Annotated in this window: 8 protein-coding genes; 4 read left to right on the forward strand and 4 right to left on the reverse strand. The window is 62.2% G+C overall.

The features are described from left to right. Window positions 1–14 precede the first annotated feature (14 nt). Window positions 15–515: a hypothetical protein gene (locus tag JOH52_RS18200; RefSeq protein ID WP_014529709.1), complete on the forward strand. Its 501-nt coding sequence runs from the start codon at window positions 15–17 to the stop codon at window positions 513–515. A gap of 500 nt (window positions 516–1015) precedes the next feature. Here the strand turns inward: JOH52_RS18200 and prfB are convergent. From prfB to JOH52_RS18215, 3 genes are all read right to left on the reverse strand, one after another. Then, window positions 1016–2147 (reverse strand): peptide chain release factor 2 gene (prfB, locus tag JOH52_RS18205; protein ID WP_013844294.1). Its coding sequence is split into 2 segments (ribosomal slippage): window positions 1016–2077 and window positions 2079–2147, totalling 1131 coding nucleotides; the frame shifts between segments, so codons are not numbered across the junction. Between the two features lie 98 nt (window positions 2148–2245). After that, complete coding sequence (locus JOH52_RS18210; RefSeq protein WP_010969182.1) at window positions 2246–4699, reverse strand: penicillin-binding protein 1A; 2454 nt, start codon at window positions 4697–4699, stop codon at window positions 2246–2248. Between the two features lie 364 nt (window positions 4700–5063). Then, window positions 5064–6296 (reverse strand): N-acetylmuramoyl-L-alanine amidase, encoded by a 1233-nt coding sequence (locus JOH52_RS18215; protein ID WP_003533086.1) that lies wholly within the window; start codon window positions 6294–6296, stop codon window positions 5064–5066. Between the two features lie 758 nt (window positions 6297–7054). Here JOH52_RS18215 and JOH52_RS18220 point away from each other — a divergent pair. Next, entirely contained in the window at window positions 7055–9829 is a 2775-nt protein-coding gene (locus JOH52_RS18220; RefSeq protein ID WP_107010476.1) for an Rne/Rng family ribonuclease, read from the forward strand. A 164-nt stretch (window positions 9830–9993) separates the two neighbouring features. Next, the gene (locus JOH52_RS18225; protein WP_014529712.1) at window positions 9994–10209 is read left to right on the forward strand and encodes a hypothetical protein; all 216 of its coding nucleotides are present in this window, start codon (window positions 9994–9996) and stop codon (window positions 10207–10209) included. A gap of 556 nt (window positions 10210–10765) precedes the next feature. Here JOH52_RS18225 and JOH52_RS18230 read toward each other — a convergent pair. Next, on the reverse strand, window positions 10766–11923 hold the full coding sequence (locus JOH52_RS18230) for a pyridoxal phosphate-dependent aminotransferase (RefSeq protein ID WP_003533080.1): 1158 nt from the start codon (window positions 11921–11923) through the stop codon (window positions 10766–10768). A 228-nt stretch (window positions 11924–12151) separates the two neighbouring features. Here JOH52_RS18230 and JOH52_RS18235 point away from each other — a divergent pair, with 228 nt between their 5' ends. Beyond that, window positions 12152–12919 (forward strand): DsbA family protein, encoded by a 768-nt coding sequence (locus JOH52_RS18235; protein ID WP_003533078.1) that lies wholly within the window; start codon window positions 12152–12154, stop codon window positions 12917–12919. Window positions 12920–13008 lie beyond the last annotated feature (89 nt).

The raw sequence follows: 13008 nt of genomic DNA on the forward strand, positions 1-13008 counted from the left end.
CGAAGGATATCCACATGCACAAGGCCCTGCTGATAACGCTCTGCCTGACCCTGCCCGCAGGCGGGCTAGGCGCCCAGGAAAGCGACCTCCTGCCCCCGAATGTCATCTTCGTGACGAGCACGGGCTTTTGGGAGGAGAGCGGCGGCGCGCTGCAGCCGGACGAAAACAGCGACGGCGACAAGAGTGCGAAGTCTGCTGCGCCCGGGGGACGGCGCGGCTATTATAAACTGATTGCCATTCGACAGGAGGACGGCACCGCGCAGGTCCATCTGCAACAGATCGCCTCAACTCCGACCGGCCCCGAGGTGGTTTCCTCCGCGGAACTCGAGGAATTCACGGCGCTGAAACCCTATGTCACCGATATTCGCCCCGAAACCTCGACGGGGATCACGCCGCAGCCGGGCATGTTCGCGACGGTTTATCTGAAGACCGACGCTGGCGCGACCGAGCCCGAGTCCTGGACGGTCCTCATCGATGAGCTCGGCGACATCAAAGTCGAGCGGGCGACGAATTGAGGGTTAGATGTGAGCACCGAACTTCGCCCCTCATCCGCCTGCCGGCACCTTCTCCCCGCAAGCGGGGCGAAGGGACAAGCCGCAAAATCCCAGCCCCCTCTCCATCGTAGAAGGAGCATAGGACGGGCGTAGAAGGAGCACAGGGAGGAACCCGCATGTCCCTTCTCCCCGTCAGAACGCTACGGCATGCACATATCTCTTGCGCGCCGGTGCGGCGGATACTGCTCATGAAAGGGATCCCTCGCGAACCCAACCGCCTCAACCCCGCTCGGTCGGGATTGCCCCTCAACCGGCTGCCGCCACCTTCTCCCCGCAGGCGGGGAGAAGGGATATGCCGCGCCCACTCGCTCCCTCGGGCGGGCGGTGAATGCGGGGTTCAGTTGGCGCCGCTTGTCCCTTCTCCCCGCCTGCGGGGAGAAGGTGCCGGCAGGCGGATGAGGGGCGGCTTTCAGCGTAGGCCGCACGCCGCGCATGCCCCCTCAACACCGGAGCACTGGCAATCAGCTCAGGTCGTCGACGGCCGCATCCGCGCCGCCGCTGACGCGATGCGCAAGGGCTGCCTCCATGAATTCATTCAGTTCACCGTCGAGCACGTCGCCCGGGCTGCTGCTTTCGACTCCCGTCCTCAAATCCTTCACCAGCTGGTAGGGCTGCAGGACGTAGGAGCGGATCTGGTGACCCCAGCCGATATCGGTCTTCGATGCCGCCTCGGCGTTGGCCGCCTCCTCGCGCTTCTTCAGTTCGGCCTCGTAGAGCCGCGCGCGAAGCATGTCCCATGCCTTGGCGCGGTTCTTGTGCTGCGAGCGTTCCTGCTGGCACTGCACCACGATGCCGCTCGGCATATGCGTGATGCGCACGGCCGAATCGGTCGTATTGACGTGCTGACCGCCGGCGCCCGAGGAGCGGTAGGTATCGATCCGGCAATCGCTTTCGTTGATGTCGATCTGGATCGATTCGTCCACGACGGGATAGACCCAGATGGACGAAAAGGACGTATGACGGCGAGCGTTGCTGTCATACGGAGAAATGCGGACGAGGCGATGCACGCCCGATTCCGTCTTCAGCCAGCCATAGGCATTGTGCCCCTTGACGAGGAGCGTGGCCGATTTGATGCCCGCTTCTTCCCCGTCCTGGATTTCCATGAGCTCGACCTTGTAGCCCTGGCGTTCGGCCCATCGGGTATACATGCGAAGCAGCATGTTCGCCCAGTCCTGGCTTTCCGTGCCGCCGGCGCCCGAATGGACTTCGAGATATGTGTCGTTCTGGTCGGCCTCGCCCGAAAGCATGGCCTCGACCTGCTTTTTCGCCGCCTCGCCGCGCAGTTGGCGAAGCGCTTCCTCGGCCTCCGCGACGATCGCCGAATCGCCCTCCTCTTCACCGAGTTCGATGAGCTCGATGTTGTCGTTGAGCTGCTGCTCGAAGCGGCGCAGGCCATTGATGCCGTCATCGAGCTGCTGGCGCTCCCGCATCAGCTTCTGCGCCTCGGCCGCGTCGTTCCAGAGCGACGGGTCTTCCGCCTTGTTGTTCAACCAGTCCAGTCGTCTTACCGCCTGGTCCCAGTCAAAGATGCCTCCTCAGCAGGCTTATGGCCTGCTTGATTTCGTCGACGATGTTCTCGATTTCGCTGCGCATGATCCTGCTTCTTCAGGTGACTTTTCGAACGTGACGGTCAAATAGCGATGCCCGCCGCCGATGTAAAGGCGACGGGCATTGCGTGCAATGGAAAGGGTTCAGAACAGTCCGTTGGAGCCGGAGGTTACCGCCTGGTTGGCCTGCGGAGAGGTTCTCAATATCTCTTCCGGCGGCGCATATTCGTCAAGGTCGCCGATGACCGAGAAGGTGTCCGCAGGGCCGGTTCCCGGCTTGAAGGCTTCGATGATCGTGTCCGGCTCGCCCTCGACGGCCGCCATGCCGGTCTTGCGGTTGACGGGAATGAGGCTCATGCCTTCCGGCACCACGAACTTGCCGGGGCGGGTACCCTCCACGGCCTTCTGCATGAAGGCGTTGAAGATCGGCGCCGACAGGCCGCCGCCGGTCGCCCCGCGCCCGAGCGGTGCCGGATCGTCGAAGCCGAGATAGAGCCCCGCGACGAGGTCGGGAGTGTAACCCACGAACCAGGCGTCCTTCTCGTCATTGGTCGTGCCGGTCTTGCCGGCGACAGGGCGATCGAGCTTGATCTTGCCTGCCGCGGTCCCCCGCGCGACGACGCCTTCCATCATGGAGGTGATCTGATAGGAGGTCATCGGATCGAGGACCTGCTCACGATTGTCGATCAGCACCGGCTCTTCCTGCGCTTCCCAATCGTCGGCATTGCAATTCTCGCAGGCCCGGTCCTCGTGGCGGAAGATGGTCTTGCCGTAACGGTCCTGGATCCGGTCGATCAGCGACGGCTTGATCTGCTTGCCGCCATTGGCGATGACGGCATAGGCGGAAACGAGACGCAGCACCGTCGTTTCGCCGGAACCGAGCGACATCGCAAGAAGCGGTGCCATCTTGTCGTAGATCCCGAAACGTTCGGCATATTCGGCGACGATGTTCATGCCCAGGTCGTTGGCAAGCCGGACCGTCATCAGGTTGCGCGATTTTTCGATGCCGAGGCGGAGCGTCGACGGTCCGGCAGAGCCGCCGCCGTAGTTTTCGGGGCGCCAGACCTGACCGCCCGCGACGATCTCGATGGGCGCATCCAGGATGACCGATGCCGGCGTATAGCCGTTGTCGAGGGCGGCCGCGTAGACGAAGGGCTTGAAGGCGGAACCGGGCTGACGCATCGCCTGCGTCGCGCGGTTGAACTCGGACTGTCCGTAGGAGAACCCGCCGACCATCGCCAGCACGCGGCCGGTATGCGGGTCCATCGCGACCAATCCGCCCTGAACCTTCGGCGGCTGGCGCAGCCGATATTCGCCGGCCTCCTCCAACGGCTCGACATAGACGACGTCGCCCGGGCCGAAGACCTCTTCCGGCGACTTGGCGCTCTTGCGCTTGCCGCCGGCGGAGCGGTGGGCCCACTGCATGTTCTTGGCGGCAATGCGCCCGGTCACCCGTTCAGGAACGATCTTGCCCGAGACTTCCTTGTCCGGCTGGATGCCGATTTCGGCGCCTTCGCTGTCTACCGAGAGCACGACCGCCAGTTTCCATTCCGGCACGTCGCTGAGCATGGGGATCTTGCTCAGCGGCTCGCCCCAGTCGCCGCCGATCTCGATCGTTTTCACCGGTCCGTGGAAGCCCCGCCGCTCGTCGTAGCTCAAAAGCCCGTCCTGAAGCGCCTTGCGCGCCGCAATCTGCAGCCGCGGATCCAGCGAGGTACGCACGGAAAGCCCGCCCTCGTAAAGGGCCTTGTCGCCGTATTTCTGGATGATCTGGCGGCGCACTTCCTCGGCGAAGAAGTCGGAGGCGAAGAGGTGCGCGCCGCCGCGGCGCGGCTTGACGCCGAGCGGTTGCTGCTTTGCCTCCTCGCCGTCAGCCTTGGTGACGTAACCATTTTCGACCATCCGATCGATCACCCAGTTGCGGCGCTCGATCGCAGCCTCGACCTTGCGGAACGGGTGGTAATTGGCCGGCCCCTTGGGCAGGGCCGCAAGATAGGCGGTCTCGGCAATCGTCAGTTCCGTCACCGACTTGTCGAAATAGGTCAGCGCCGCCCCGGCGATGCCGTAGGAATTCAGCCCGAAGAAAATCTCGTTGAGATAGAGCTCGAGAATGCGGTCCTTGCTGTAGGCCTGTTCGATGCGGAAGGAGAGGATCGCTTCCTTGATCTTGCGATCGAGCGTCTGGTCGGAGCTCAGAAGGAAGTTCTTGGCGACCTGCTGGGTGATCGTCGAGGCGCCGACGGGGCGCCGACCGGAGCCGAAATTCTGCAGGTTGACGGCGATGGCGCGTGCAAGGCCCGTCACGTCGATGCCCGGATGCTGGTAGAAGTTCTTGTCTTCCGCCGAGATGAATGCGGCCTTGACGCGATCGGGTATTGCCTGAATGGGCAGATATAGCCGGCGCTCGCGCGCATATTCGGCCATCAGCGCGCCGTTACCCGCATGGAAGCGTGTCGTCACCGGCGGAGCATAATTGGCCAGAACCTCGTAATCGGGGAGGTCCTTCGTGATGGCGCCGAGATAGATCGCGACGGCCGCGGCTGTGCCAAGCAGCAGAAACGCACCAATGCCGAAAAAATATCCAATCAGTCTGATCATCAGTCAGGTACCGGTATCTAATTATCGTCCCATTGCGAGGTCGCCGAATGCCCGAACGCTCGTTTTCCGCGAAGGAAGCCGACCTCGCCAAACTCTTCCAAAGAAATCGTCTGGCATTTGCAGTTATACGCGTTTGGGCTCCCTCATATGGCCAGGAACCTGAAGCATCAACACCGTTTCCCAACAAATCGGGACGCCCTCCCCCTAAGGGGCCCGGATTGTGAGTAAAATAGGGCTGTTATCGGATTATACGGTGCGCATCTGCTGAAAAGCATATCGCTGTTACCGGGTCGACACAAATCACATCCCCACTCAGTGGCGTCGGGCAGGCGCGAAATCAAGGATCCCGGAACGCCCTGCGCATTCAACCGCCGTTTGCAACCGCGGAGTTCCGGTAGCGCTGCACGGCGTCCGCAAGCAGCGTGGATACCTTCTTCCTCCATTCCGCATCGAGCAGTTGCTTCTCATCTTCCTTGTTCGACAGGAAACCGAGCTCGAGCAGCACCGAGGGCACGTCCGGCGCCTGCAGGACGCGGAACCCCGCATGACGGTGGGGATTGTTGATCAGCTTGATCTGCCCTTCGAACGAGGAAATGACGCTCCGGGCGAGATTGACCGAGAAAGCCTGCGTTTCGCGGCGGGTGAGATCGATGAGGATATCCGCGACTTCGGCCGGCTCGCTTTCGAGCGGAATCCCGGCAATCTCGTCGGAGAGATTCTCGCGTGCGGCAAGATCGGCCGCGAGGTGGTCGGACGCCTTGTCGGAGATCGTGTAGACCGTGGCGCCCCGAATTTCCTTTTGCCGCAACGTGTCGGCGTGAACCGAAATGAACAGGTTGGAGCCTCGCTGGCGTGCGATCTGCACGCGTTGAGGCAGGGAGAGAAATTCGTCGCGCTCCCGCGTCAGAAACGCCTCGATGCCGGGTTCGTGATTGAGCCGTTCCACCAGCTCCTTCGCGAAGGCAAGGGTCACATGTTTCTCTTCGGTTTTCGTGACGCCGCCGATCGCACCGGTATCGATTCCGCCATGCCCGGCATCTATCGCAACCACGAAAACGCCGGCCTTCGGGGGCGGCGCGGCGGCCGGCCGGTCGGTCTTGGCGGAGGGCACCGTACCCGTCCACTGCTGCTCGGCCAGGAGCTTGTCGAAGCGGTCCTGGCCGATCCTCTCAGCATCGAGCACGAGGCGAAAGCCCTTCCCGTCCTCCACCGGCTTCACTTCCGCATGGGTCACCTCCGTCGGCCCGTTGGCGGAGAGCACGAGCCGCGAGGCCCCTGCCCCCATTCCGCCATAGCGGATGGCGTCGAACAAGCCGCGAGGCTGCAGGCTCTCCGGCTTCAGTCCGAACGACGTTTCCGGCAGGTCGACGATGACGCGAACGGGATTGGCGACGTAGTGGATGGAGAAGGCCGGCTCGCGATCGAACTCGATGACCAGGCGCGTGCGGGCATCGTCGCCGGCAATCCGCGCGGCATAGGCGAGGAGAGGCACCGGCTCGCCGGCGCGCACGACCGCCACGGGTGACAAGAGAAGCAAAACGGCACCAAAGGCAGCGACGAACATGCGCATGCCGCGATGACGCCCGATCGCCTCCATTGAACACAGCCTAGTCGCCGAACGCTTCACCTGAAACCCCGCATCCATCCAATCGATATACCGGCGAAGGTCTCCCCGGCTGCCCTTATCCGCCCCTCAACCAATGAACCCTCAGGGTTAACCAAAGCTTGACACGGGGGCCGCGGCACCGCCCCTCAGCCGGCGCAGTCTTCTCCTGAAGGTCCGGTTACACCCGCGCAAGCGAATCGATCAATATTGTGGCGGCAAAGGCTTTTCCCTTGCCAATGTGACATGGAAAACATAAAAGCGTCACAAGGAGAAAGTGTTGACGGGATAGAATCGTCGGCCGGGCAGCCGGAGCTTTTAGACGAGCTTGGCGCCAGGGAGTGATCGAGCCGGAACAACCGGTTGCAACCGTATCAAGCTTCCGCGGCCGCAGGAATTCATCCGCCGTCGCCGCATTTCCTCCTCCGTATACTGGTTCGCAAATTTCCGGCGGTGGCCGGAGTTCTTGATGGTGAATTTCACCGGATGCCCGCAAGCGGGCGCATTCATCGGGCCTCTTCCAGAGGTCCAGGACATTGGCATTCTTGTTTGGTCTTTGATGTGACTCAGCAGTATCGGTCAGAAGTAGAGCGGCCCCGGGACCTTAGCGTTCCGGCTGCCGTCTGGCTGCTGCACCATCGCTTGCGCCAAACAGGACCTTTTATATCCGGCGCAGCCTCCGACGTCTTCGACAGCCTTCTTGAAAAAGGCACTCTGTCTGTCGTCCCGCCGCGCCGAGGAGCACAGCTTAGATGGCAGAGAAAATGCTTATCGATGCGTCTCACTCAGAGGAGACGCGCGTCGTTGTCGTACGCGGAAACCGCATAGAAGAATTCGATTTCGAATCGGAACATAAGAAGCAGATCCGCGGCAATATCTACCTGGCGAAGGTAACCAGAGTGGAGCCGTCGCTCCAGGCGGCCTTCGTCGATTACGGCGGCAATCGCCACGGGTTTCTGGCCTTCGCCGAAATCCATCCCGACTACTACCAGATTCCCCTCGCCGATCGTCAGGCCCTGTTGAAGGCGGAAGCCGAAGAGGCTCGCCGCGACGATGACGAGCCGAACGACACCGTGGCGGAACAGAAATTCGCGCCGGCTGGCGATACGGTTGCCGAAGTCGTGGCACAGGCCGAAGCCGCCGAGGCAGCCGGAGAAGCCGCTGAGGCCGCTGCGGAGAAGCCGAAGGCCAAGGCCAAGCCGAAGCGTACCCGCCGCGCGAAGCCGAAGGCCGACGAAGAGGCCGTGGCGCCTGAAAGCGGCCCGTCGGAAGACGGCGAAGGCGACAAGAACGAAATGGCCGCGGTGGTCGATACCGACTCGATCTCCGAGGATATCGACGCGCGCCGTCAGCGTGACGACGACGATGACGACGACAATCACGACGGCGAAAAGGAAATCATCGAATCCGTCGGCGCCGAAGATGCCATGGAAGAGGTGGCGGATCGTCATATCCGCAAGCCGCGCAAGCAATACCGCATCCAGGAAGTGATCAAGCGCCGGCAGATCCTGCTGGTGCAGGTCGCAAAGGAAGAGCGCGGCAACAAGGGTGCGGCACTCACGACCTATCTTTCGCTCGCCGGCCGCTACTCCGTTCTCATGCCGAACACGGCGCGCGGCGGCGGTATTTCGCGCAAGATCACCAACCTGCAGGACCGCAAGCGTCTGAAGGAGATCGCCCGCGGTCTCGACGTGCCGCAGGGGATGGGTGTGATCCTGCGCACCGCCGGAGCCAATCGCACGAAAGTCGAGATCAAGCGCGACTTCGAATATCTCATGCGCCTGTGGGAGAACGTCCGCACGCTGACGCTGAACTCGACTGCCCCCTGCCTCGTCTACGAGGAGGGCAGCCTTATCAAGCGATCGATCCGCGACCTCTACAACAAGGACATCAGCGAGATCGTCGTTTCGGGCGAGGAAGGCTACAAGGAAGCCAAGGGCTTCATGAAGATGCTGATGCCGAGCCACGCAAAGGTCGTGCAGCCCTATCGCGACGTGCATCCGATCTTCTCCCGCTCCGGCATCGAAGCACAGCTCGATCGCATGCTGCAGCCGCAGGTGACGCTGAAGTCGGGCGGCTACATCATCATCAACCAGACCGAAGCTCTGGTTTCCATCGATGTGAACTCCGGTCGTTCGACGCGCGAGCACTCGATCGAGGATACGGCTCTCCAGACGAATCTCGAGGCAGCCGAGGAAGTAGCGCGGCAATTGCGCCTTCGCGACCTTGCCGGCCTGATCGTCATCGACTTCATCGACATGGAAGAGAAGCGGAACAACCGCTCCGTCGAGAAGAAGCTCAAGGATTGCCTGAAGAACGATCGTGCCCGTATCCAGGTCGGCCGCATCTCGCATTTCGGCCTGCTCGAAATGTCTCGCCAGCGCATCCGCGCCTCGGTGCTGGAAAGCACGATGCAGACCTGCCCGCACTGCAACGGCACGGGCCACATTCGCTCGCAATCCTCCGTTGCCCTGCATGTCCTGCGCGGCATCGAGGAACATCTGCTCAAGAACACCACGCACGACATCAGCGTGCGGACGACACCCGATATCGCGCTCTACCTGCTCAATCAGAAGCGCAGTTCGATCACGGACTACGAGCAGCGCTTCGGTGTCTCCATCTTCATCGAAGCGGACGCTCATGTCGGTGCGCAGCACTTCGCGATCGATCGCGGTGAACCGGTCGAAAATCCGGTGAGGATCGACCAGATCCTGCAGTTCGAGCCGGAGCCGGAAGACGAAGAAGAGGTCCTCATCGAGGAGGAGTCCGACGAAGAGGAAGTGGAAGAGATTGCTGCCGAGCGTCAGGACCAGAAAAAGGGGCAGACCGACGAACAAGGCGGCCGCAAGCGCAAGCGTCGTCGCCGCCGGCGCGGCAAGGGTGCGGGTCAGGGGGCGGACGAGGCCTTCGCTGACGCCGCCGACGCGGCTGAGGACGAGACCGGCGACGAAGCCGCCGTGGACGATGCCGAGGATGAAGTCGACGCTACGGATGCCCTGAATGGCGATAGCGAGCAGAAGCGCAAGCGTCGCCGCCGCGGCAAGCGTGGCGGCCGCCGCAGTCGTCAGGACGAACTGGCCGATGCCGAGGGCGAGACCGGCATGGCTGCAGACGCCGGCGAAGGAGCCGGCGACGACGCAGAGGCGGAAGTCGCCCCAGCCGCGGCAGCCGAGGAGACGTCACCGGATATCGCGGCAGCCGCTGCCGTCGAGGCAGCAGCGGAGGAGCCGAAACCGGCAAAACCCCGGCGCAGCCGCAAGAAAGCAGTCAAGGCCGAGGAGCCGGCCGAGAGTGTCGATGAAGTAGCCGAGAAGACCGTCGAGGCCCAACCCGAAGCAACCGAAGCCGCCCCCGAGGCCGTGGAGGAAGCTGTTGCCGATCTGGAAGGCGCAAAGCCCGCGCGCGCAAACCGGGATCTGTCGGCGATCGCTACCGAGCCGGTCGTGACGTCCAGCAAGGGCGAGGGCGAAGAGGAGCCGACAAAACCCAAAAAGGGCGGCTGGTGGCAGCGCCGCAGCTTCTTCTAAGAAGAATAGGAAAAAGCCCGGAGCGATCCGGGCTTTTTCATGCTGGGGCCGCGTGGCGGCTCAGTTGTGACCTGCCTCTTTGAAAACTCCGCACTTTCCGGACGGAAAGCGGCACACGCTTTTCCTTATCCCGCTCTATACTTTCCCGCAGGGAGGACGAGGCCATGCGCAAGTTCACAGTCATCGTTACGGAAGAGTTCGAAGCCGACACTGCCGAGGAGGCCGCCTTGCTCATGTATCAGCAACTGACCAACGGGCCGGCACCTCTGCATTATTCGGTCACGGATGAAACGAAGATTGCAACCAGCCTGATACTGGACCGGAAAAAGGCAGATGAATTTGCCAGTGTCGATCACACTGCAGACCCCGGCAATTGGTAAGCCACGCGTAACCGGCCGATGTGCGGATACCCATGTCTGGAGCAGAGCACTTCCACGCAAAGCATGACAGCTCTCCGTCCGGAGGTGCTTGGTCCAACGACCTAAGCGTTTCGCCGTCCAGTGAAACGTGAAGCGCTCTAAAGGCCTGTTGAGATCCGGGATACCCGCCGCGGCCTGTTTGATTTCCTCATCCCTGTGCTCGTCACAGGGATCCAGCCAGACCAAGTCCTTGGGCTGAAAAAACTCTTCCGCGCCGCAGACGCGGCGCTGCTGGATCTCTGTGACAAGCACAGAGACGAGGTGAGGAGAGATTGCAGTCCTCCGATAGGTTTCACAGGCCGGTTAGAGCCAGGCCATGCGCGCCGACAAAACAGCCCAGAGCTCCAACGCCATCACCCATCTCGCAGCAGCCGTCATAAACTCCGGATGAACCTCAACAGGCCTTAGAGCGGGATGAGGAAAAGTGTGTGCGGTTTTCCGCCCGCATCCCGCTCTAAACTATTGGAATCGATCACGTTCATGTTTTTAGGTCGACCCGACCTAAAAACATCGTGATCTAGGCCAGCCAGCGCGCGATGCGGTTCATCGCCTCCTCCATCTCGGTAGCCGCGCCCGCATAGGAAAAGCGCATGGTGCGATGCCCTTCGAGGGGATCGAAGTCGAAGCCGGGCGTTGCCGCAACGTCGATCTCGGCCAGCATCCGACGGGCGAAGGCCATGCTGTCATTGGTGAAGCGGCTGACATCCGCATAGGCGTAAAATGCGCCGTCCATCGGCGAGGCGATCGAAAAGCCGATCTGCGGCAGCCGTTCGAGCAGCAATGCGCGGTTCGCGGCATAGGCGCGCTTGTAGCCGTCGAGCTCCTCATGCGCGCCGAGGGCCGCCTCTGCGGCAATCTGTGATAGCTCCGGCGGCGAAATATAGAGGCTCTGCGCGATGCGCTCGAAGGCACGCACCCGCGCCTCGGGCAGAACCATCCAGCCGATGCGCCATCCGGTCATACAATAATATTTGGAGAAGGAGTTGATCACGACGGCGTCGTCGGCGACTTCAAGCGCCGTCGTCTCCTCCCCGGCGAAAGTAAGGCCGTGATAGATCTCATCGGAAATGAAGGCTATCGAGTGGTCCCGGCAATAGTCGGCGAGCGCCTTCAGCTGCGCCTTGCCGGTCACCGTTCCCGTCGGGTTCGCGGGGCTTGCGAGAAGCACGCCCTTCAGCGGTTTTCCGGCACGTGCCGCGGCGCGCTCGAGGCTGTCCGGGGTCAAAGTGAAGCCGGCCTCGGCATTGGCTTCGATCTCGACCACTTCGAGGCCGAGCGCAGCCATGATGTTGCGATAGGCGGGATAGCCTGGCCGGGCGATGGCCACGCGATCGCCCGGATCGAACAGGGCGAGAAAAGCGAGATTGAACCCGGCCGACGATCCGGTCGTCACCGCAATCCGCTGCGGATCGAGCGTGATGCCGTGCCGGCTGTGATAATGAGCGGCAATCGCCCTCTTCAGGGAGAGTGTGCCAAGAGCGTCCGTATAGCCGAGCCGACCGTGATCGAGCGCCCTCCTTGCCGCATCGAGTGCCGCTTTCGGCGCAGGATGCGCGGGCTGACCGACCGCCATGGATATGACCGGGTGGCCGCAATCGCGCCGCCGCGTGGCTTCGGCCAGCACGTCCATGGCGTGGAACGGCTCGACTGCGCTGCGTTTCGACATCTGTGCCAAATGACTGGTCCTCACGAGTTTCTCTATGCCCTTTGCCCCATCGCTTACGGCTTCACAAGTCCGCGAACGCCGCAATTCGGCCCATTTTGCCGTTTCGTTTGCCCGCGCCAGGTCCTATGGTTCAACCAATCGGCGCAAGCCGGGACTTGTCGTCGTCTTCAAACTGGCGCATTGACGCAAGCGTGCGGACTCTACGACCGACATAGAACAGCAGACCACGAGGAAAGAATGACGCTCAAGATGAAGATGATTGCCGCAGCATCCCTGATCGCGCTTGCTGCCGGCGTCGCCCTGCCCGGGCCGGCGGCGGCGCTCGATGCCAAGCAGAAGGAGGAATTCGGCGCCTTCATCAAGGAGTACCTGCTCGCCAATCCGGAGATCATGCTGGAAGTGCAGGAAGCGCTCACCTCCAAGCAGCGGGCCAAGCAGCAGGAAACCGCCCAGGCGGCAATCGCCGACAACAAGAAGGCGATCTTCAACTCTGACTACGACATAGCCCTCGGTAATCCGGATGGCGATGTGACGATCGTCGAATTCTTCGATTACAACTGCGGCTATTGCAAACGGGCCATGTCCGACATGGACGACATCCTCGCCAAGGACAAGAATGTCCGATTCGTTCTCAAGGAGCTCCCAATTCTCGGACCGGATTCGCTCGCGGCCCACAAGGTCAGCGCCGCCTTCCGCGTGATCGCACCGGAGAAATACGGCGATTTCCATCGCGCCCTGCTCGGGGCAGAGGAACGGGCGACGGAGGAAACCGCGATCGCCGTTGCGGCCAAGCTCGGGGTGACGGAAGCGCAGTTGCGCGAAAAGATGGATGACGGGCCGTATGATGCCTCGGTGCGCGAAGCCTATACGCTCGCCAACGAGCTCGGCATCACGGGAACGCCTTCCTATGTCGTCGGCAACGAGGCGGTCTTCGGCGCTGTCGGGGCGCCTGAGATCGAACAGAAAGTCGCCAACATGCGTGCGTGCGGCAAGACGGTCTGCTGACGGCCGGCCGGCACGCCGGCGGCTTTCGCCCTATCGGAACAGCACGACTTGTGGACAAATCCCGCGGGAACCCAGGGGGCTTTTCCTCG

Origin of the sequence: Sinorhizobium meliloti (assembly GCF_017876815.1) — a bacterium.
GTDB lineage: Bacteria > Pseudomonadota > Alphaproteobacteria > Rhizobiales > Rhizobiaceae > Sinorhizobium > Sinorhizobium meliloti.

What these genes read in the sequence shown, in the direction of transcription:
- JOH52_RS18200 (WP_014529709.1), top strand. Translation starts at nt 15, where the DNA reads ATGCACAAGGCCCTGCTGATAACGCTCTGCCTGACCCTGCCCGCAGGC.
- JOH52_RS18210 (WP_010969182.1), bottom strand. Translation starts at nt 4,699, where the DNA reads ATGATCAGACTGATTGGATATTTTTTCGGCATTGGTGCGTTTCTGCTG.
- JOH52_RS18215 (WP_003533086.1), bottom strand. Translation starts at nt 6,296, where the DNA reads ATGGAGGCGATCGGGCGTCATCGCGGCATGCGCATGTTCGTCGCTGCC.
- JOH52_RS18220 (WP_107010476.1), top strand. Translation starts at nt 7,055, where the DNA reads ATGGCAGAGAAAATGCTTATCGATGCGTCTCACTCAGAGGAGACGCGC.
- JOH52_RS18225 (WP_014529712.1), top strand. Translation starts at nt 9,994, where the DNA reads ATGCGCAAGTTCACAGTCATCGTTACGGAAGAGTTCGAAGCCGACACT.
- JOH52_RS18235 (WP_003533078.1), top strand. Translation starts at nt 12,152, where the DNA reads ATGACGCTCAAGATGAAGATGATTGCCGCAGCATCCCTGATCGCGCTT.